16 protein-coding genes are annotated in these 22,758 nt (G+C 42.5%); 5 read left to right on the top strand and 11 right to left on the bottom strand.

Going from position 1 to position 22,758, the window contains the following annotated elements:
• Window positions 1–144: 144 nt before the first annotated feature.
• Window positions 145–1,824, bottom strand: coding sequence for a YgiQ family radical SAM protein (locus QA601_05780; GenBank protein ID MDG5814575.1), 1,680 nt, complete (start codon window positions 1,822–1,824; stop codon window positions 145–147).
• A 108-nt stretch (window positions 1,825–1,932) separates the two neighbouring features.
• Between QA601_05780 and QA601_05775 the strand changes: the two genes are divergently transcribed.
• Both QA601_05775 and QA601_05770 read left to right on the top strand, forming a co-directional pair.
• Window positions 1,933–4,128 carry a U32 family peptidase gene (locus QA601_05775; GenBank protein MDG5814574.1) on the top strand — a complete coding sequence of 732 codons (2,196 nt, stop codon included), beginning with the start codon at window positions 1,933–1,935 and terminating at the stop codon, window positions 4,126–4,128.
• Between the two features lie 837 nt (window positions 4,129–4,965).
• A complete protein-coding gene (locus QA601_05770) occupies window positions 4,966–5,097 on the top strand; it encodes a hypothetical protein (GenBank protein ID MDG5814573.1) in 132 nt (43 codons plus the stop codon).
• On the opposite strand, the gene QA601_05765 is transcribed toward QA601_05770, so the two are convergent.
• The 7 genes from QA601_05765 to QA601_05735 all read right to left on the bottom strand — a co-directional run bounded on the left by QA601_05765 (window position 5,094) and on the right by QA601_05735 (window position 15,287).
• Window positions 5,094–7,820, bottom strand: a complete 2,727-nt coding sequence (locus tag QA601_05765; GenBank protein ID MDG5814572.1) for a hypothetical protein — start codon at window positions 7,818–7,820, stop codon at window positions 5,094–5,096. The genes QA601_05770 and QA601_05765 overlap by 4 nt on opposite strands.
• Window positions 7,821–7,862: 42 nt before the next feature.
• Window positions 7,863–8,765, bottom strand: coding sequence for a hypothetical protein (locus tag QA601_05760; protein MDG5814571.1), 903 nt, complete (start codon window positions 8,763–8,765; stop codon window positions 7,863–7,865).
• Window positions 8,766–8,861: 96 nt separating this feature from the next.
• Complete coding sequence (locus QA601_05755; protein ID MDG5814570.1) at window positions 8,862–9,392, bottom strand: hypothetical protein; 531 nt, start codon at window positions 9,390–9,392, stop codon at window positions 8,862–8,864.
• Window positions 9,393–9,643: 251 nt separating this feature from the next.
• Window positions 9,644–10,987 (bottom strand): PhoH family protein, encoded by a 1,344-nt coding sequence (locus tag QA601_05750; GenBank protein MDG5814569.1) that lies wholly within the window; start codon window positions 10,985–10,987, stop codon window positions 9,644–9,646.
• A 323-nt stretch (window positions 10,988–11,310) separates the two neighbouring features.
• Window positions 11,311–12,681 carry a citrate/2-methylcitrate synthase gene (locus QA601_05745; GenBank protein ID MDG5814568.1) on the bottom strand — a complete coding sequence of 457 codons (1,371 nt, stop codon included), beginning with the start codon at window positions 12,679–12,681 and terminating at the stop codon, window positions 11,311–11,313.
• 189 nt (window positions 12,682–12,870) lie between these two features.
• Window positions 12,871–13,881, bottom strand: a complete 1,011-nt coding sequence (locus tag QA601_05740; GenBank protein ID MDG5814567.1) for a tetratricopeptide repeat protein — start codon at window positions 13,879–13,881, stop codon at window positions 12,871–12,873.
• 149 nt (window positions 13,882–14,030) lie between these two features.
• Window positions 14,031–15,287 carry a hypothetical protein gene (locus tag QA601_05735; GenBank protein ID MDG5814566.1) on the bottom strand — a complete coding sequence of 419 codons (1,257 nt, stop codon included), beginning with the start codon at window positions 15,285–15,287 and terminating at the stop codon, window positions 14,031–14,033.
• A gap of 158 nt (window positions 15,288–15,445) precedes the next feature.
• Between QA601_05735 and QA601_05730 the strand changes: the two genes are divergently transcribed.
• Genes QA601_05730 through QA601_05720 form a run of 3 tightly spaced genes read left to right on the top strand, consistent with a single transcriptional unit; the run spans window position 15,446 to window position 18,168 of the window.
• Window positions 15,446–16,732 (top strand): malic enzyme-like NAD(P)-binding protein, encoded by a 1,287-nt coding sequence (locus QA601_05730; protein ID MDG5814565.1) that lies wholly within the window; start codon window positions 15,446–15,448, stop codon window positions 16,730–16,732.
• A gap of 8 nt (window positions 16,733–16,740) precedes the next feature.
• A complete protein-coding gene (locus QA601_05725) occupies window positions 16,741–17,589 on the top strand; it encodes a fumarate hydratase (protein ID MDG5814564.1) in 849 nt (282 codons plus the stop codon).
• 12 nt (window positions 17,590–17,601) lie between these two features.
• Window positions 17,602–18,168 carry a Fe-S-containing hydro-lyase gene (locus tag QA601_05720; GenBank protein MDG5814563.1) on the top strand — a complete coding sequence of 189 codons (567 nt, stop codon included), beginning with the start codon at window positions 17,602–17,604 and terminating at the stop codon, window positions 18,166–18,168.
• Window positions 18,169–18,238: 70 nt separating this feature from the next.
• On the opposite strand, the gene QA601_05715 is transcribed toward QA601_05720, so the two are convergent.
• The 3 genes from QA601_05715 to QA601_05705 form a co-directional block, all read right to left on the bottom strand.
• Window positions 18,239–18,670, bottom strand: coding sequence for a Spy/CpxP family protein refolding chaperone (locus QA601_05715; GenBank protein ID MDG5814562.1), 432 nt, complete (start codon window positions 18,668–18,670; stop codon window positions 18,239–18,241).
• 227 nt (window positions 18,671–18,897) lie between these two features.
• Entirely contained in the window at window positions 18,898–21,741 is a 2,844-nt protein-coding gene (locus QA601_05710) for a response regulator (GenBank protein ID MDG5814561.1), read from the bottom strand.
• Window positions 21,731–22,723, bottom strand: a complete 993-nt coding sequence (locus tag QA601_05705) for a response regulator (protein ID MDG5814560.1) — start codon at window positions 22,721–22,723, stop codon at window positions 21,731–21,733. Before QA601_05705 ends, QA601_05710 begins: the two co-directional genes overlap by 11 nt.
• Window positions 22,724–22,758: the final 35 nt, after the last annotated feature.

The raw sequence follows: 22,758 nt of genomic DNA, 5'->3' as shown, positions 1-22,758 counted from the left end.
ACCCGGGGTTACTCTGTATACTGACGTTAGGAACAGCTACTTTCGGCAAGCATTTTTATTGGAAAATGTCTGAACAAAAAAAGCGTAGTACCTTTTGTAGTTTCGATCCACCCGGGACAATCCTTCCCATCTCCTTATCGAGCCTTACAACACCACTGATATCTGCTTCTTTCGTCCCGCATCACTTTTTTCCACAAAGCACTTTTCGGTGGTGAAAGGATCGATTCCCGTGCAGTACATCATAGTCGAACGCGTCGATGGTGAAGGTGTAAAAAGCTGAACCTGTTTTGGTATATAGTGAAGATCCTTTGAGCAAACCTGTTTTAGATGTCTCATCTCTTTCAAACCACACCCAGGGTGAGCCGCGATAAAATAGTAGGACAAAAACTGCTTTTTACCATCCTCTTTTGTAAGTCGTTCAAAAAGTTTTTTAAATTGTAAGAGGGTATTTATAGCAGGCTTTCCCATTTTTTTCAGAACTGCTGAAGAACAATGTTCCGGGGCAATTTTCATCTGTCCGGAAATGTGGCTGCGGATAAGTGTCTTTAAGTATCGGGTGCCATTACTTTTGTCCGCAAGGATCATATCATAGCGAATACCTGAGGTTACAAACACCCGTTTGACGCCGGGAACTTTCTTTATATCATTGAGAAGGGTAATCTGTTTTGAGTGATCGATCTTCATTGACGAACAAACTTCAGGGAACAGACATGCCTTATCAGCACACGCACCCTTTTTAAGCTTTTTCGAACATTCAAAACCATACATATTGGCAGTGGGGCCGCCCACATCCATGATATTTCCCTTAAACAGTGGATGAGCGGCAACGCGTTTTACTTCATTTACAATAGATGCTTTACTGCGACACCTGACACCGCGTCCCTGATGCACCGCTATTGAACAGAAACTGCACTCACCATAACATCCCTGATGAGTCAAGACCGAAAAGCGAATGGTATCCAGTGCCTTCACAGGCCCATTCTTCAGATGATAAGGATGAGCATCGCGCATGTAATCAAAAGAGTACACGGTATCAAGCTCCTTCTCTGTAAGATAGGGCTGAGGCGGGTTTTGAATCAAAAAACGTGTATCCTGCTTCTGATAGAGGGTCCTGGCTGTTACAGGATCGTTATTTCTATAGAATAAATTAAACATTTCGGTAAATGCGCATCTATCGGATCGCACCGTTTCAAATTCCGGAAGCTCAATACCTTCACCGGGAGCACTTTCAGCGATAAAACATAGTCCGCGAATCGCGCGTGGATCCTGCCCCTTTTTCAGGTGCCAGGCAAGTTCAACCACCGATTTTTCCGCCATGGAGTAGAGAAGGTAATCGGCTTTACTGTCAAACAGAATCGATTTACGTATTTTTTTTGACCAGTAATCATAATGCGCGACTCTTCTAAGGGACGCTTCAAGCCCCCCCAGTACAATGGGAGCACTGTTTTTAAAATGAGCCTTGATCAGATTGCAATAGGCAATCACTGCACGATCGGGACGTTTGTTGTTTATCCCCCCGGGAGTATAGTCATCGGTTCGGCGCGGTTTGCCTGATGCGGTTCTGTTTGCAACCATCGAATCGATACACCCACCGCTAACGCCCCAAAAGAGGGCCGGCTCACCAAGTCGGGTTATATCGTTTGAAGTCCTGATATCAGGCTGGCCAATGATCCCAACCCTGAATCCTGCATCCATTAAACAGTGGCCTATTACCGATACACCAACCAGCGGTGAATCGATGTAGCAATCTCCGGTCACAAGAATTATATCCAGCTGTTTCCAGCCTAAGTTTTTTACCTCTTTGGCGGTGGTGGGTAGAAACATTTAATTGCCTGCAGTGTTAAGAATAAGTAATTTTTTTCATGCTTTGGGGTTAAATATACCATATTTTACTTCGAAATTAACTGTTCCTTATTTGATAATTGTAAAAAGATGAGTGAAAAGATAGATAAAAAGATTGAACTCCTCGCCCCCGGTGGTGACACAGAAAGTGTGAAAGCTGCCATTTGCGCCGGCGCGGATGCCGTTTACTGCGGAACCAGCTCATTTAATGCCCGTCAAAGAGCCGCTAACCTCTCTGTTCAGGAGCTTGAGAACCTTGCGCGTATTGCACAACAAAGGGATTGCAGGCTCTATTTAACACTGAACACCCTTATATTTGATCATGAACTCCCCCGGGTTTTTGAGCTTCTTAAAGAGGTCTACAAGGCAGGCATCCGTGTTGTGATCGTGCAGGACCTTGGATTACTGCACCTCATACGGTCACATCTGCCGGAGATTGAAGTACACGCATCAACACAACTCACCACTCACAATGAGGGACAGATATCTTTTCTTTCGCACTTTGGAGTATCACAGATAAACATCTCCCGAGAACTTTCTGCAAAAGAGATAAAACCACTCTGCCATACGGCCCATAAGCATTCTATAAAGGTGGAAGCTTTTGTGCACGGAGCTTTTTGTGTCTCCTTCTCCGGCCAGTGTTATCTAAGCAGTAACCTGTGCAAAAAATCGGGCAACAGAGGTGAATGTGTACAGCCCTGCAGACGTCAGTATTTAGCGCAAAGCAGAAAGAATAATAGTGACGCAAAAGCGGTGTTTAACCTTAAAGATAACTTTGTTTTTCCCCAAGCCAAGGCGCTCTATGATGCGGGGGTGGATTCTTTTAAGATAGAGGGACGGATTAAAAAGTTTGCCTACGTATACAATGTAACTTCTGCCTGGAGAGAACAGGTTGATGCATTAGAAGCTGGTAAAACGCTTCGCAGTGAAGACAAACGGCTGGAAACGGTCTTTAACAGGGATTTTACCTCCGGTTATATACAAGGGAAACTCAGCTCAGATATGTTTATTGCTACATCACGGGATCAGTCTCTTAAGCTGATCGCGAACGTATCGCGTTACTGGGCTGATAAAAAGGTTTTAACTCTCGATGCCAAAACCAATCCGCCACCCAACACCGAAATACTTATCTATACTACAGATTTTACCTTTATCTGCAAAGGTATTCTTGAGAAAAAGATAGACGCATTTGACTACAAGTTTAATATTGAGCATAAACTGATGGGTAAGATCAGTAAGGGATGTCAGGTATTTACACAGGATCTGTCGGAAACAGCGGACAACATAAAAGCAATAATCGAAAAGGTAAACTGGACGAGAGTGCCTCTGAAGATCAGTGTGTCGGGCACCACTGGTACTAATCTAAAAGCAGTATTTACAACTCCAAAGGAAAGCGTTACCCTTTATTCAAAGGTGCCTCTGTCGGAAGCGTCAAAAAGGCCCCTTGACCGGGAAATTCTCTTTTCTCAGTTCTCACGACTCGGGGCAAGCAAGTTTGTTCTGGGTGAACTTGATCTGCAGGAGCTTGCGCCCAATTGTTTTATCCCCCAAAAAGAACTGAACCGGCTTAGATGTGAAGCTGTCGGGAAGCTCAGTGGTGTAACAATAGATTCTTCACGGTTTACTGTTCCACCCGTTGCGCACGCTGCATTCAATGATAAGAGAGCGAAAAAGGCTTTCTTTATTGATGATATTTCGGCCGGTTTCCATTTGAAAAAGGACAGTGATGCAACCATCCTTGTGCTTCCACACAGAATTGGTAATGTAGCTAAAACAGCAGAAATGATTAATAGTAATCAGGGTATTACCCCTTTATTCAGCTCCATACTCATTGGAACAGATTTTAGCAGGGCTAAAGAACTGCTAAAAATGCTTGATGGAAGACGTATTGTCACTGATAACAGTGGCATCGCACACGAAGCTTCCAAAATGGGTATAGAGTGGATAGCCGGGCCAGGCTTTAACATAGTAAATTCCTATGCTGTTAGGGCACTGATGTCCATAGAGGGGTTTTGCGGAGTGTTTCTTTCTCCTGAGTTTTCTAAAAAGGAGCGTGGAGCAGTAGCGATTCCACCACACATTGAATTATGGAGTGCCCTAAATCTAAAACGAGCACTCATGACTTCCCGTCAATGTCTTATAAGAAATATCTCCGGATGCGGAAAGCGCCTCTGTGACGATGATTGTGTGTCACACTGTGACCGATCAGAAACGGTAACCAATGGACGAGGTAAGCGGTTTGTGGTAAGAAAACGACCGGGGTTTTATACGGTGGTGGAATCCTGAAAAGGTGTTTGGAGATTGAAGATTAAAAGGTTAATACGCGGGGTTGAATAAACAGCGCGAAAATACCTGAATCGACATTTCAACCTCCTTGATTCCACAGCTTACGGCAGAACCTCCATCTCAGGGTATCACGCCCCTTCAGGGCTTGAGGAATTTTTCGCCCACTCGACCCAGGGCCGCGACGGAAGACCGTCTTACCCTGGGCTTTTAAATCACGCCCTTATCAGGGCTAAAGAAAGAGTAAATAGCCTTGCTGCCTTAATTGTCCTTCCAAAGCACTGAAAACGTGAAATTTGAATTACCATTGCGAAGCGTCGAAGATACGGTTTTAATAGACTGGAACCTTAGCTGCCGAATATCCAATTAAGATGCGTTGAAGGTGCGAAATTTATAGAACGGAACCTTGCTACCGAAAAACCCCTTCCGGAGCGCTGAAGGCGCGAAATCTATAGAATGGAACATTGCTGTCAAATCCCCTTCCGGAGCGCTGAAGGCGCGAAATCTATAGAATGGAACATTGCTGCCAAATCCCCTTCCGGAGCGCTGAAGGCGCGAAATATATATAACGGAACCTTGCTGCCAAAACCCCTTCCGGAGCGCTGAAGACGCGAAATATATATAACGGAACCTTGCTGCCAAATCCCCTTCCGGAGCGCTGAAGAAGCGAAATATATATAACGGAACCTTGCTGCCAAATCCCCTTCCGGAGCGCTGAAGAAGCGAAATATATATAACGGAACCTTGCTGCCAAATCCCCTTCCGGAGCGCTGAAAGCGCGAAATATAATAGCCCGGGGTAAGCCAGTCCGCTGGCGCAGCCCCGGGTGAAGGTGCGTAAATGAACCCAAGCGCTGAAAGCGCGGGATATTCCCAATCCCACATATACCGTTCATCGTATTCGGTATTGTACACTCTTGAAGGTTTTGCTGATGTCAGATCAGTTAATTATGATCTGACATCACGTTACTAAGGCGCTGTAAGCGAAACTACATCTGTACCCGGAGTTCTACTACCTCTGGCATCCTCGAGCACCACCCGCCAGCGACCAGGTCCGGTAAACGAAGCTTCAAATTTATAGGTGAAGTAGTCATAACCTGCCACCGTTTCTGTACCAAAAGTCCCATCACCAAGGGTTGGTAAATTATCTTCATCAAATAATGCTCTGTCGGGCTCCCCAGATATGCCCTCCTTTACATAGATCTGAACACGGGTATCCGGCCCATCATAGGCGTCCTGAACAGCATTCCATTTCAGAACAACAGAATTTTCGACTATTTCACGATCAAAATGACTTGGTGCCGGCGGCACACTATCCGCCACAACCACAAACTCCCCGCCTCCCAGTATACCACGACTGTCACGGGCGTAGATCCACATGGTAGCTGCTTTGTCATTTATCACACTATCCGCTACGTCTATCTCAATAACGGGATCAGAACTACTCTGTGCAACGGATGTATCAAACGACTCTTCAAAGCTCCAGTAATACTGCTCTATTTCACCTACTAAAGCGCGTGCGCCTAACTCATGAAGCGGATACGTTCCGGCTCCAGTATCCACCACCACAAAAAATGTATCCTTCTCAGCGCCTGCTCCGGAAACGAATCCCTCAAGCTTTGGCACACCGAGCAGTACCTCGAGCTTAAACTCCCTCTCTGCCTCTAAACCCATATCATCCCTAACCCTAACCAATACATCCAGGTAGGTAGTATCATCCTCTGTTAGTGGAAAACCATTCTCCAACAAAACAGAATTTGTTCCGGATTCCGATTCCTTCCAGGTTGTTCCACCATCAATACTTACCCAATACCGCTCAACTTCACTGTTATCGTAGGCATCAATAACAATTTCCACAGGATCAAGAACCCACACCGGGATATCCGGTTTTATGGAACGGATAACCGGATATCCCGGTTCAACCAAAACAGAGTCTCTTTTTACCTCTGACTCATACCCTTTACTGTTTACTGCTTTGGCACTGATCACCCATTTTCCGGTATCGGAGACCGTTCTAAAGTGGAATTCAACTTCTGCAGAGTTTTCTAAAACCTCTCGTGTTCTTCGTCTTTCTTCACCATCCTTTGATATCCACACTGTGACGCTATCAAGAAGGTTATCAGGATCTGAAGCGCTCAAAACGACCAAAAGTTTCTCACCTGCAAAAAGAGTATCGGCAGGTGTAACAAGCCTCAGGCTATCGATACGAGGATCCGCCGGTAGTACAGTAAGTAACGTGGTATCCTTTAGAGATTCAAATCCATGCTCATCAACTGCATATACAATCAGAGTACAGATGCCATCTGACTGGGGTACAATTGTAAACACCGAATCAGATACTTTTTGGATCTGAGCATCATTTTGCGCCAAATCTACCCGTATTTCCTCAACCGTTCCATTTATACTGATTGCAGAGACATGGAGCTTTACCTTATCCCCCCTGAAAATGGTATCTCTTTCAATCCAGGCAGTATCTATCACCGGTTTACCTTTGCGTACATTGAATTCTCTCTTTTCTATTCGTGAACGGTTACTTTCATCATCTATTACCCAAAAGTACAACTCATTTACGTCATACTCCTCAAAGATATGAACGAAAAATGTATCTACCGTTTCCCCGGTAGTTTTTATACTGTCTAATACACTTTCCCGGGTAGTATCTCTGGCCATATACAGCCACTCAACACTACCATCTTTATCTGATGCTTCTATATTTATTTTACTCTTACTGTGAACGAATATCGAATCAGGTGCATCGATTTTAATACTTTCGATAACTGGTATACCCGGTTGATTGATAACAACCTCTATTACACAAGCCTGGCTGTTAACGTTATTCTCTTCACTAAACCATACATCTATTTTATACTCTCCCGGATCATCAAAAACAATGAATAGTGTATCGGTTGTAGTAGTTGTATCTATATTTCCGGACTTGTTTTCCCAATGATAAAGGTGTGGTGTACCCTCTTCTATTTCAAATGGAGCAGTAAGTGTTATGGTCTGCCCCGGCATCGAGACAATTCGTTTGTCCCTGCATGTTAACACAGGCTGATTTTTTCTCACACTAAGTGTATTGGTGATTATTAAATCGTAATCTGAAAACTTCGCGACAATTGTAAAATCACCTTCCTCTTCTGCATAAAAGGTGAATGGTTGGGTAATTTTGAGGTTTTGTGCCAGAGAGTCATTAACATACCAGTCTATAAACATGTCGCTTAGTTCTGATTCTTCACTGAAATTCACAAAGAATTCAATTTTCCCTGTGTCACTGGATACCGATCTGCTACTGGAATCCGGCCCACTAATAAAAATAGAATTAATGATCGATATATCTATCGTTTCTGTAAGTGTTTTATCGTTTGGGCGTACACCTGTCACTTTTAATTGCCCATCATACTCTTTTACGAAGGTAACTGTGGCAGAATCATTAAGTGAAATGGTATCCTTTTTTAATACGCCATTTTTCTCGGTGGTAAGTAAAAAGTGAAGAAACTGATCTTCTCCAAGATTATTTACTATGATCGTGTAGGGGGTAAAAATGGTACCATTTTCATTTTCAAGTTCCGTTGTGATTTCGAATTTATAATCTCCCTCATAATTACTGGAAACAGGGTTTGTCACATCCAATGCGCAGCGTAAAAAAACCAGAAATAGGGCCGAAAAGAGATAAACCGTGATCTGGTTCTTATGCATCTTTCATCTCCTTATGTAGGTATTCTATATTCACAAAGAATATCAGTACTCAATTGTAAAAAATATCATTGAAACAGCGACCGCGGTGAACACCGCACTTGCCAACCCGGCATCAAAGCTCTGTTGTCTTCTTCTTTCATACAAATCGACTTGAGATGGGCTAAATTTGGAGCGATCGGTTGAATTGTTATACTGGTTATTAAAGTAGCCAAATGCTGCAAATGATGCTGCGGTGATCGCAGCTCCCGTGGTTGCAGAAATAATACTGACTCGTCTGAGTTTTGAACGTCTGTTTCTCTTTTGCTCTTCAACAGCAAACAGATCAAAAACATCCGTTGCATATTTGTAGTCTTCTATGGAAGCGATATAATCGGGTATGTCGTCTGGCCCCAGAGAAACAGAGGTAAACTGCCCGTCTTTTACCGGAGCTATTACATCAGAAACCACCAGATTTAAAAAATTGTACCTGAAATTAACCATCTCTGATTCAAAGGAGAGGTTCTGTGATGTAAGCTCAACCCCTACCAGTGCACCATTTATGTTACAGTAACGAATATCAATGGTCGAATTTTCAAAGGCCTTTATTCCTCTCCACATCACCTCATCGTCGTTAGATACAGGCTCTTTATAGCTTTGAGCAGGAAGTGAAGAAAAGGTGACCGTAGAGCGTGGAGTAGCACGGCATATAAGTGTTCCCTTCACCTTAAGAGCGGCGTTTTTCATAAAAAGAATCAGTGTGCCCGGCTCAACTTCAACACGCTCACCAGGTGCGATCTCTAAATCGTTTGTGACCAAATACACACCGTGAGTCACAGTTGATGGAAAACTGTTTTCTATAACGTAAAAGCCCTGATTCCGGTAATATTCAATCTCCTGATCAGTAAGTGCGAAGGTATTAGCAAATAAAAGAGAGAGGATGACTACAGTAAGATTCAGTTTATTCATGTATATCTCTCGTATCTGATTGTGTATAATTTTCCACCGCTTGCTCCCCTTGCTGCATTTGCCCGAACAGACTCCTCTTTAGAGTCGCCGGTAGCTCTAATCACCAGAGCTTATATTCCACTGGTTACTATACGGTTTCTCAGGAAGAAGCGTGACAATCTTTCCATCCCGTACTACACTTGCATACCCAATATTATCAAACTGCACATTGGTCAGACTTACGGGTGTTTGATGTGATTTGATATTAAACCCAAAAACACTGTGGGTAATAATGGTATTTTCGGCATTCATTAACACCGCATCAGCGTTTAACTCTACCCCGTTCCAGTCAAAAGACTCGGGAGTCTGTCGTCGTTCGGGTAGTTTCTGAGCTGAAGTTAATGTTACCGGCTGCTCATCACTGCCCTCAAGAATCAAAGTTCCAAACACCGTTACTCCTGAGAACTGCTCAAAGTAGAGTCTGCTACCGGCTTCAAAATGCAAGGTTTTTCCTCTAAGCACATATATTGTACCAGTAACAAAGTAATCCCCTGCAGGATATACCCCCGATAATTCTCCAAAAATTTCCTTGCGCACACCGCCGTTCACTATGGCGCAAAGCGCTAAAATTACAATGATATGTTTCATATATTCCCCAAAACAGAGAAATCGATCAACTATACTACTTGAAATTAATAATTTACTAAGATTTCAGGTAGTCTTTTTTGGGTAAATAAGTAAAAGAGAGAATAAATGGTCTTAAATTAAGTAGACACTGGATAATAAACCCCTACATATAGCAGTGGTCGGTTTTTTTTGGGGGGAGCAGAAAGAACAACAAACAAAGACTCAGGGGTAAAATTATAAGTGAGCTTATACCACTTACTCCCAAACAGTGTTCAGAGCAAATTGGCAGCAAGCTCAGAAAGGCGGGACCGTTCACCTCTGGTGAGAGTTACATGCGCAGCCACATCCTGTTTTTTAAACTTTTCAACCACATAGGAAAGTCCGTTACTTGAAGAGTCGATATAGGGGTTATCGATCTGGTAGGGATCTCCGGTAACCACGATTTTTGTGCCTTCCCCCACCCGGGTAATGATGGTTTTGATTTCATGTGGTGTGAGATTTTGTGCTTCGTCTATTATAAGGTATTGATTATGAATAGAACGCCCTCTGATATAGGTAAGGGGTTCGACAATAAGGATACCCATTTCAACCAGTTCGCGAAAACCACGACTCTGCCGTGAAGACTTGCTGTCTTTTCTCATTAAAAGTTCAACATTATCCACTATCGGGTACATCCAGGGAGTAAGCTTCTCTTCAACAGTACCCGGAAGGTACCCTATGTCTTTGCCCAGCGGCAGAGTTGGCCGGGAAACCAGAATACGACTGTAGATATTTTCATCTACTGTTTTAAACAGAGATGCAGCTACGGCAAGAAGCGTTTTACCGGTACCGGCCTTACCGACGAGTGTAACAAGCTGAATTTCGTCATTTAAGAGGGCATCCATTGCAAATGCCTGTTCTCTGTTTCTTGGAGTGATCCTCCACCCCCCTTCCCTGTTTTCAGGAGAAACGCTCACTACTTTCTCCTCCAGGGCATCAAAACGTCCCGGGTATGATAACTGAGAATCCTGCTGGGAAATAAGGGAAACATACTGGTTAGGGAGAAGTTTTTCTTCCAAAGAACAAAAACCATTTTCCACAAACCGGGAAATTGTATTACCGGATACCTCAATATTTTTGAACCCGGGATAAAGCTCCTCGATATCTACCTTGTCCGATTCATAGTCTTCTGCATCAAGCCCCAGAGCATCAGCCTTTATACGAAGATTGATATCCTTAGATACGAATATAGCCGGTTTATCCGATTGTTCTTTTACCTGAAGCGCTATAGCCAGTATCAGGTTATCTCTGCTACGCTCCCTTAGTTCATCGGGAAGTTTTCTGAAGGTTGATCCTGCACCGGTTTTAACAAACAGCATCCCACCATTTTCAAGCTTCACACCGGTAGAGAGATTGGCTCTGTTTCTTAGAGTATCGAGTATTCTTGAGGTCTGCCGGGCACTTCTGCCGATCTCACTAACCTCTTTTTTAAAATGATCGATGTCCTCTATAACAGTGATAGGGATAATCACATTGTTTTTTCTAAAATTAAAGAGTGCCTGAGCATCATAGAGAAGAACTGTAGTATCGAGTATATAATTTTTCACCCCTTCGTATTCTCCCGTTAATTTTTCCATAATCACTTTAAGAAATCCCTATGCACTGGTGAAACGAAATACCGATTCAAACTATGGCTTTTTTTAATATACTACTCCCCTGTTATTTTATCCATAGCATTAGAGCTAAGGGCCATAGATTCAGCCCGTTTCTCAACACTAAACATACCCTTAACTTTTTAATTACTGATATTCAACAACTGTTCCATATTCTCTAACCGGCCAACACTCAAAGACACTTTGATCAATAATAACATTGCAGCAGGGGCGGCAGTTATAAATACAACAGGGGTTTACAATGTTTTGGGCGATGATGACAACAGGAGTCACTATAGTCGATCAAACTATCTTTGATCAATAGGTGTAAAAGGTTTTTTGGCAGATACACTCTTATAGGCAGGCCTGATTATCTTTCCACCGCTGACTATTTCTTCAATTCTATGCGCAGACCAGCCGGCTATCCTTGAGATAGCAAATATAGGTGTATACAGTTCCTTGGGGATGTTTAAGGTATTATACACAAATCCGGAATAGAAATCGACATTTGCAGCAAGATGCCTTCTTCCCTTAAATTGTGCAAATACTTCCGGAGCCAGACGTTCCACAGTCCTGAAGAGTTCAAACTCATCCTCCCGGTTCTTTGCTCTTGCAAGTTCCTCAGCTTTACCCTTTAACACCATAGTACGGGGGTCACTAAGCGTGTACACTGCATGCCCCATTCCATAAATAAGTCCGGTACGATCAAAAGCTTCTTTATTAAGAATTTTAGAGAGATAAGCACTTATCTCATCTTCATCTTTCCAGTCCTTTACCTGCTGCTTTATCTCCTCCATCATATCTGCCACATAAATATTTGCCCCACCGTGCTTAGGACCTTTCATGGCACCAACAGCAGCAGCTATTGCGGAGTAGGTGTCGGTGTCAGATGAGGAAACAACGTGAAGCGCAAACGCACTGTTGTTACCCCCCCCATGCTCAGCATGTATTATAAGACAAAGATCAAGTGTCTCTGCCTCAAGCTGAGTATAGCAAGAGTCTGGCCTAATCATGTGGAGAATGTTCTCAGCAGTGCTTAACTCTGGCTGTGGTTTATGAATAACCAGACTCTTTCCATCATAGTAGTGACATTTTGCCTGGTAAGCATAAGACACCAGAGTAGGAAAACGGGCGATAAGTTCAATGCTTTGACGCAGCACGTTTTCTATACTTAAATCATCAGGATTTTCATCATAGGAGTAACAGGCAAGAACAGAACGTGCCAGTTTGTTCATGATATTGCGACTGGGAGCTTTAAGGATCATATTTTCGGTGAACCCATTGGGCAGATCTCTGCATGCCCCAAGCATCTCCTTAAAATGCTCAAGCTGATCCCTGTTTGGCAAATTTCCAAAAAGAAGAAGATAGATCACTTCATTAAAGCCGGGCCTGTTTTCACGGCGGCACCCCTCAATAATCTCCTTTATATCTATGCCACGGTACCTGAGCCTGCCCTCAACCGGTACCTTCTCATTTTCATCGAGAATATACCCATGCACATCACCAATTTTTGTAAGTCCAACCAGAACACCGGTTCCATCTGCATTTCGAAGCCCACGTTTAACGTTATATTTTTGGTATAATTGCTGCTCGATTTTGTTTTTCTGATACGCCAGTTCAGCAATTTCACTAAGATGGTTAAGCTCGAATGCGGATTTTTTTCTTATGCTCTGATTCATCGATTTTCCTGTTAAGGTTATTCGCTAAAAAAACAATTTTTCTAATATACATTATTCAATTAAAAAAATGTCACCTCTAAAAGAAAGAATATTCTGATCGAAAGAAGGGTAAAATAAATGAGCAGCTTAAGGAAGGTTTAACATTGCATTAAGCGACCGATTCTCTTAACAGTTATTTTTTTTGTGGTATTAATTTGCACCCGGATAGGAAACAAGCAACTTGTTTTTTAGTCTCCCGGCAGCCTGTTTTCCAAAAATCACCTGAAATTCTCCAAGTTTATTCAAAATGATTTGTTCTCTGCCATGATTTCTTTGCTTAAAAAGGGAAAGTTCTCTTCTTTTTCGTGCATACTGCCCCAGTTCCCCATAGATATGTGCCGCTACAAGATGAGTGATAGTTACGTGGGGAAACTTTTCCGACCAGCTAAAAATGAACTGAAGTGCTTCATTGAAGTGAGACTCGGTACATAGATGATAGGTCCGAATAAGTACTTCTATGCGGTTTAAATTGCTGCTTTTGTTTATGATCCTTTTTCTGAGCAGGTCGGTATCCAGTTTAGGATCAGAATTTTTATAATAGACGATTAATCGGTGAAGTGCCTGGCTGTTTTGAGGATCTCTTTTCAGTAGATTGATTAAACACCTCTCAGCCTCCTCATACTCCTGGCTCTGTTCATAGAGATCCGCTAACAGCAGATAAGAGTAGTAGTTGCCTGGCTCAACGGTGATTTCCTGTATCAGAGACTTTTGGGCCATCTTGATATCACCGTTATTTTTGTAGGAGATGGCAAGACTATGGTAAGGAGCAGCGAACTGATCATCAACCACCACCGATCGCTTAAGCCACAGGATACTCTTTTCAAAAAAGCCACAGTACTGATAAATCTGGCCAATCAATAGATAGATTTGTGCCAGATCACGACTTACTTCTTCGTTTTTATTCTCAAGTTTTTCAAAAAAGAACGCCACCGAAACAAGTTGCTCTATAGCATAGTTAAGGTTACCACTTTCGCATTCATTATAAGCATTATCCTCAATCTGCTCAGCGACATCTTCGTAGGAACATGTAAGTTGCTTAACCCGGGAACAAAGATCACTAAGTGAGTTGTTTTTCCCTATGGAATCCTCTGCAGCTATAACTTTTCCCAACATCCCAACCGTTACAACCGAATTAGTATCTTCGTTTTTTGGGGTTTTCATTGGCCCACCTCCGGGTAGAGCAGATTATTAGTTTTAAACCACCTTACCAGCAAATGAATACTACCATTAAAAACAAACTTGTGCCATTCAGTTTAAATCATACGTTGCCTGCCTCTAACGGGTCAAGCTAAATTGTATTTACTGCTCCCTTACTCCTCCTGCATAATCGAGATAATGGGATCGAGTGCATTTAATCGGCTTTGAAACCCCGTTTTACCATTGCGTATTTCAGCCGGTTCAACCAAAGCTCTGTGTCCTTTATTTATAGACTGAGCAGAACCGGTAGAAAAAATCACCCAATTGGTTATGTGATAATACCCCCTACGTACATTGCGTACCCCAAGGCGATAACCACTCTCCCCAATCCCCTCTCTTTCTGAAGGAGTCCTGAACACAAACCCACTACCACTAAGCAAGGATTTATCCATGGTTGTTTGGAGTAACCATCCGTATCCTTTATCACCCTTTTTTACCGAAAAAAGTGTATTGTCGGGAATCACTTCCCACAGGGTATCTTTTTCTCCCCCAAATTCTTGCCTGATATCATGGGATGGAACAGAGAAAGCAAATTGCTCTCCATCCTTATTCATCACCGGAGTCATCTCTATGTGAGCATGACTGAAGAATGAACGGAACCTGAATGGTACATGAACATACACCGGCACTTTTACCTTTGAAGGATAACAGATCTGATTCACCGCAGCACGGCTCCCTCTTACCCCAAGCCCCAAATTCAGACTGAAATCTCCACGCCTGATCAGCCGCACAGGCCCCACCTTATAACGCCTTACATAGCAAATTATGTTATCCTCTGTGTACCTGATCGGAAGAAGCCCCCACAGCGCTCTAAAGAGAATATCAACACGAAGCTCATTGGTGAGATCTATGTATGTGCCGGTTTCAAAATCACGAACACCGGCTCTGGTGAAATGAAACCTTTCCTCTGCAAACTGAGCATAGTAAAACGGGGTGCGTAACAGCCCGCTATCATGTTCATATTCTATATACCGTCTTTCAGAAAGAGGGATTTGTGAATCAGATAGTAAAAACACCTCTCTCTTTTCACCAGCTCGTCTTATGCTCACCTCTACGGCATTCTCTATTTTGGGAGAGGTATTACCACCTCTATCTGTATCATCCCACAGAAAAACTATTTCATCCCTCTTCTTCAAATAGCCACTACCCTCATCACTGTTTGGATACTCACCCTGAGGAAGTACATACTCCCCCTCTTCAGTAACCTCATCAATCTGAAACGGTAATGCTCTGCCATCCCGGCGCACAACTCTAATTGAACCGAGCGGTTCACCCAAAAGCTCAGGGACCATTTCACCGTTTAAAACAACCGGCTCACCACTAATGCATAGAAACAAAACAGTGATACAACAAAAAACTCTTCTAACCATAGTTATCCTGAAAATAAGAAGGTAAACAGCTGTGAATAAAAGAGAAATATAGCACTTGCGGATAATTTTTTTGTAGTATGGCTCTTTTTTTTCTATATTATTGGGCTACAACGACAAATTTAAAGCAAAAGATAATCTACCGAAACAGGAATAGAAAAATGGTATCAAAAGAAGATTCACTTACCTATCACGAACAGGGCAGAGCTGGAAAGATCGAAGTAATTTCAACCAAACCATGCAAAACGCAGCGCGATCTCTCCCTTGCTTATACTCCGGGAGTAGCCCAACCATGCAAAGAGATCCAAAATGACCCTGATACAGCTTATCGTTATACAGCCCGGGGTAATCTGGTAGCAGTGGTAACCAACGGAACCGCGGTACTTGGGCTTGGAGATATCGGTCCCCTGGCCGGAAAGCCGGTTATGGAGGGTAAGGGCATCTTATTCAAGCGGTTTGCAGATATCGATGTTTTCGACCTTGAGCTGGATATAGAAGACCCGGAGGTGTTTGTAAGCACCGTTAAAAGTATGGAGCCAACTTTTGGGGGAATAAATCTTGAGGATATAAAAGCTCCTGAGTGTTTTTATATTGAAGAAAAGCTCAGGGAGCGGATGAATATACCGGTTTTCCATGATGATCAGCACGGAACCGCGATAATCAGCGGAGCTGCGCTCATTAATGCAGCAAAATTGCAGGATAAGCCGCTTTCAGAGGTGAAGGTAGTCTTTTCGGGGGCTGGTGCAGCAGCCATATCGTGCGCTCACCTTTATGCATCCCTGGGAGTAAAAATGGAAAACATTCTTATGGTGGATAGCAGAGGGGTTATCTATAAAGGGCGCAAAGAGGGAATGAACAAATATAAAGACCCATTTGCAGCACAAACAAACAAACGTACTCTTGCCCAGGCGCTTGAAGGTGCAGATTGTTTTGCAGGGCTAAGTATGGCAGGGCTGGTTACTGCAGAGATGGTAAAGAGTATGGCAGACAAACCAATCATTTTTGCTATGGCTAACCCCGATCCCGAAATTGGTTATAATGAGGCGTGCGCTGTCAGAGATGATCTAATTATGGCAACGGGCAGAAGTGATTTTCCAAATCAGGTAAATAACGTTCTTGGGTTCCCTTTCATTTTCAGGGGCGCTCTTGATGTACATGCAACAACGATCAATGAAGAGATGAAAATTGCTGCAACCCATGCGCTCGCTTCACTTGCACGCGATCCCCATGTCCCTCAAACGGTTCTTGAAGCATACGGAGTGCAAAAGCTCAGTTTCGGCCCTGAATATATTATACCAAAACCACTTGATCCCCGCGTTTTGGTGGAGGAAAGCATAGCTGTTGCAAAAGCCGCGATAGATTCTGGTGTGGCTCGAAATACTACGCTCGATTTTAAAGCTTACAGATCTAAACTGGAACAACTCGCACAAACCATAAGTATTCGATAATTTCTGCCATGAAAACACTACCCTATAAAAAAGTTGTATCAGCAATACGGCAAATGTGTATTGAGGCAGCCTGCAATTTGCCCAATGATGTTCTTTCAAAGATTAAGGATGCTTACAGGGAAGAACCGTTCCCAAGAGCTAAAATGATCCTTGAGCAATTAATTACCAATTGCCAGATCGGCTCCTCTTCAAACATTCCCATTTGCCAGGATACCGGATTTGCCGTATTTTTTGTTTCCATGGGAACCGACGTGTGCATCAGTGATGATAAGACAATTATCGAAGCGATAAATGAAGGCACACGACAGGGGTATAAAGATGGTTTTCTGCGCGCGTCCATAGTTAGTGATCCGCTCTTTTCAAGAACTAACACCTTTGATAACACCCCTGCACTGGTTCATGTGGAACCGGTGAAAGGTGACACCTGTACCATAACACTCCTTCCAAAGGGAGGGGGGTGCGAGAATATGAGTTTCCTCAGGATGCTTAAACCATCTGATGGAAAAGATGGGGTGGTTAAATTCGTAACCGATTCGGTTATAGATTCAGGTGGAAACCCCTGCCCTCCGGTTATAGTGGGTGTAGGCATAGGAGGAACAAGCGATAAGGCCGCAAACCTGGCAAAAAAAGCACTGCTGCGTGAAGCAGGTTCTCTGAATCCTGATCCGCTGTACGCCAAGTTGGAAAAAGAGATTTTAACTACGATAAATCAAAGTGGAGTCGGTCCACTGGGTCTGGGTGGTAAAACCACAGCGCTTGCAGTCCACATTGAACATTTTCCTTGTCACATCGCAAGTTTGCCGGTGGCTGTAAGTCTTAACTGTCACTCTGCACGAAAAACGGTAATTTCTCTTTGAAAAGGAGATTAGATGAATAGTATTTCTCTTACCACTCCACTGGGAAAAGATGAAATTAAACGACTTAAGATCGGTGATATGGTATACCTCAGCGGTTCTGTTTATACTGCCCGTGACGCAGCCCACAAAAGGCTCTGCGCACTCATTGAAGCCGGTAAAACGCTTCCTCTGGATTTAAAATCACAGGTAATTTATTACTGCGGCCCCACTCCCCCAACTCCTCAAAGGGCAATTGGAAGTGCCGGTCCTACCACAAGTTCACGAATGGATCGTTACACCCCGCTTCTGCTTAAAAACAGCGGCCTTAGCGCGATGATAGGGAAAGGAAACAGAAGTTCCCAGGTAGTTAAATCCATTGTTGAATGTGGGGCTGTATATTTTTCCGCGACAGGTGGAGCGGGTGCACTGCTCTCACAACATATAAAATCGGCAAAAGTTTTACTGTATGAAGATTTGGGACCTGAAGCCATTCATGAGCTGTCGGTAGAAAATTTTCCTCTTATAGTAGCTATCGATTCAACTGGCCGAAATCTATTCACAGAGGGACCATCAGAATACAAAAAGTTGATTGGTCAGTAATAGCTTTGCTTTTTTTCACCAAAACGGGTTGAATCCAAATTGAACCCAACCCCTTAAGTTATTTATAAGATTAATGGCACTGAGCGTTTGAGCCTTCGGTTCTCCTCTCTCTCCCCTGGCATCGCTGTCTTTTATTCTGTCGCATACCTCTGAGCATCTCATCCAATTGTTCCTGTTGCTGTTCAGTTAACTCAGCATTAATTTTGGCTCTGGATTCTGCCATGAAGGAACGCATTTCAGGGCATCTACCCATTCTTTTACGTCGATTCTTCTCGTCATCACACTCTGTTCTGCCACAGTTCTCCTTCAGTTTCATAAACTGTTCTTTCTGCTCTTGTACAGTAGGTGCGATACGCTCTTTCTGTTCATTTGTAAGATCAAGCTCAGATTTCACCTGATCGATACGCTTCTCAAGTATTTCAATTTTTCCGGTTTTTGCAGTAAGTGGAATACTAATCACGATTACCATTAGTGCAATTGCTACAGCAAAGCTGAATTTCATATCTCCTCCTGAATATTTTTCTTTTGAACGAATCCTAAAGGCTTAGAAGTATCTACAAAAGGCCTCCATGTTCCCGGGATATGGAGACCTTATGAGCCTTCTTCTGTTTAGATCTCTTGTGCTGTAACTCTGTTAGAGTAGTAAAACAGAATTCTTTTAAACAGATCTGGTCATTTTACGACTGTGCACCGGAAAAATTGCACAAACATTGGTGTATATTGAATCAATTAAGCGGAGCATTCTAACAATGAAACCCTAAGTGCATTAATTTGTGTTTTTAGATCATTAAAGAGCATTTCGATTTTATCGAAATCCCCTGTTCTTGAATGGTCCTCAATATTCTGAAGGATATCACGGATTTTATTAGTGCTCATGTTTCGTGCAGCACCTTTAATTCTGTGAGCTACAAGTTCGCATTTTTTCGAATCCTTGTTTTCAATAACTTTTTGGAGTTCTTCAATATCCTCAGGTAACTGCCCTACAAACATCTTCAGCAGTTGAACCAAAAAGGCCCGATCGCCTCCAAGCCGTTCCATTACATCCTGGAAATTTAAGATTTCAGGATCAATTTTTTCAAGCAAATCTGAATTAACATCAATGTTTTCAAAATTCACCGCAGTCATCTCCTGCTCTTTGAAATCGACCATCGTTTTTTGTCCCATATTAGCAATTTGAAGAGTTTTTTCCTGGTTTTCAACAGCCATAACAAGAGTAGCCTGGGAATTTCTGTAAACAATATTCCATTTAAAGAGATCTACAGTAGTACCGTTTTGTGTAAAAGGGTCTTTTAGGCGAATTGGTTCCGAAGCAGATGTTTCTTTAGAGCTGTTACAGAGCATTTCTTTCATTTTAGGCTGATCATCGGGATGTACTAACTGAAGCATTCCGGTGGTCTCTACTTGCAACATTTCACTTACCGTTCGATTGAACATACGCGCGAAACTCATATTCATGTAAATTATTTTTTCGTTTTGAAAAATCCCAATCCCATGTAACGAACACTCCACTAAACCAGAGTAATCAATATCAGGAGAGATTTGATCGTAAATTAAAGCTGAATTATACTCATCCTGATTTACCGGTTTTGAAAGACAGCTGTAAATACTTTTAAGGATTTCCTTATGCTCCAGAGGTTTGTAGATAATATAGCTTACATTCATACTCTTTATACGATCAATAGCTTTGGACTCGGGTGATAAAGCAGTTACCACAATCACTTTTGTTTCAGTAAACTTAATCGATCTGCGCAGATATGAAATAACCGATTCACCATCCATGTTAGGCATCATTATATCACAGATAAAGATGGAGGGTTTAAGGCTTCCCAGTAGCATACAAGCTTCAACCCCATCCATAGCTGAGTAAGTGTTTCCCATGGGAAACACTTCTTTTACGGCAGCTTTTAGCCTCTCCTTTGCATCAGAATCATCCTCAACAATAAGAACCGTTGGTCGCATTTGAGAGGTTTTGTTTTCTTTGGGTTTAAAGTACCTCATTACCACACTTTTTAGCTTTTCCAGTTCAACCGGTTTAGTTATGTAATCATCCATACCGGAATCTATACATTTTTCTCTGTCACCCTGAATAGCATGCGCTGTCATGGCAATTATAGGAATATGAGTACCAGACTTATCTTCGTACTCTCTTATACTTTGGGTCGCCTTATAACCATCCATAACCGGCATCTGGCAGTCCATGAAAACCATGTCAAAATCCTCATCTATAGCCTTTTTCAACGCGTCTTTTCCGTTAGTAACTACCGTAACAAAGCACCCGAGTTTTTCAAGTAAATTGATGGCTACAGCCTGGTTAATGTGGTTATCTTCAGCAAGCAACACCTTAGCACCACTCATATGATCGTTATCAAGTAACAAATCTTTAGTCTTCTGTTTTTTATCTAATAGGTAATTTTCAACTTGCTCCTTATTCGCGATGGGTAGTTTTAAATGTACGGTGAATTCTGACCCCTTCCCCTCTTCGCTATCAACAGTTATATCCCCGCCCATCATTAACGCAAGTTCCCGGCAAATACTAAGCCCTAATCCACTGCCACGACGACTTTTTGTCGCGTAATTCTCTATCTGCATAAATTTTTTAAAGAGAACCGGACGCATTTCAGCCGGTATTCCTATTCCGCTATCCTTTACGATTATAAAAACGTCTGCTATATCATTCTCTGTAGTCGCAGTTTTTAAAGAAAGAGTGACAGAACCTTTATCGGTGAATTTTATGGCATTACTCATCAGATTCATTACAATTTGACGTACTCTTCCGGCATCGCCAATATAATATTCACAAGCATTTGGTTCACAGTCACAATTAATCGTTAATTCAAGTCCTTTACTGACTGCCGAATGAGAAACAACTTCCACCACATCGTTTAAAACATCGCGGAGATTAAACACCGATGAAGTAAGTTCCATTTTCCTTGCTTCAATTTTAGAAAAATCAAGGATATCATTTATAATCGATAGCAGGGCACGGCCTGAGCGTAAAATCATATCGACATAGTTTCGCTGATGCTCACTAAGACTTGTACCGTGAAGAATTTCACACATCCCTAATACACCGTTCATTGGTGTTCTGATCTCATGGGACATGTTGGCAAGGAAATCACTCTTTGCCCTGTTGGCGACTTCCGCGTCGCGTCGGGCTTTATCGAGATCGGTTAGGCGGTTAGTTAGTTCTGTCACATCCTCAATAGCAAAAAGCGCGTAGCTCTCTTTGCCATCGACCGATGGAATAGATGAAACTGTTACATGCTGAATTCTCATCTCTCCACTGGGCAGAGGAGCGGGAAACATGTGCTTATGAATTTGTGAGGAAAAGATTACAGGCGGACCACCCCTGAATATTTCCTCCAGTCTGATTGTATACCGTGGATCGGCAAGATGAGAGCAAAAATCTTTTACATTTTGTCCTATTATATCCTTCTTCTCAATCCGGGTCCACTCCTCCATTCTTTCATTCCAGAATAACACGATATAATCTCTTCGCAATATGCACATTCCGGTAAGAGCGTAGTCCAGAGCTTCATATTTATATAAAGCAGCAGATAGTTCATTGGTCATTTGAAACTCTTTCAATAATAGTAAAAATTTTATCGAGTGAGTCCAGCTCAAGGAACAGTACAATATCTCCGGTAACCGCAAACATATCAATAATAAACCGTGCTCTGGCCTGTAAAATGACAGAGTTTGCCCCTTTTCGTATCATCATCGAAAGTTTCTCGTAATCTCCTTCAACATAGGTGGGAGTTGAATAAGCGAGCTTAAAATTGAGCATATTGCTTATGCTTCCGATTACCGCGTTTATGACAATATTTCCCACTTCACTTAATGTTCCGGTTCGTATTGAATCCAGGGACATGGAATTAGGCTCTTCACCGATGAGTGCCGCGACTAAATTTGCCGCGCTCTCTTTTGGGAAAACAAGTTCGACATTACCCGATATATCACCTTTGAATGAAAGATTAACCGCCGCAAGACTGTCAAGCTGATTCTTTTTAACATCAAATTCAAATTCAGATTGTGATAATACTCTAACAAAAGGCACTTCAAGTTTTATATGAGTTGCAAGGATAACATTAAGCATCTCAGCACCTTTGCCGATGCCTATATTTATCATCTCCTTTAACACATCATTCTGTTTATCGGAAAGTACCAATGTACCGCCCTCCTCGTTGAGGCCGATCGCTATATGAACTTTATGAAGCAGTATTTCCTTATCGGGTGGCTTTTCCACAAAGTCAAAAGCTCCAAGTTTAAAACATCTGCCCTTTGCGGAATCCTGAATATCTGAAGAGGCAATTATTATGGGCACCGTATTTCGAATAGCCCGAAGCTTCTCAAGCACTTTAAATCCATCCATATCAGGCATAAGCAAATCAAGTACAATGCAGTCAAAGTCCTCTTTTTCTGCCGCTTCGAGCCCTTCTCTGCCAGTTGACGCTTCTGCAATACTGTATCCACCAATACTGAGAATACTTTCGATTTTTCGTCTCATAAATATAGAGTCGTCTATCAGAAGCACTTTATGCTTACCTTTACCCATTTTCGCAGCATCCTTTAATGATTATTAGCGAACCC

The organism is Chitinispirillales bacterium ANBcel5, assembly GCA_029688955.1.
GTDB lineage: Bacteria > Fibrobacterota > Chitinivibrionia > Chitinivibrionales > Chitinispirillaceae > Cellulosispirillum > Cellulosispirillum alkaliphilum.
Note: the sequence above shows the minus strand (reverse complement) of the source record. Positions and strands in the feature narration are given on the sequence as shown.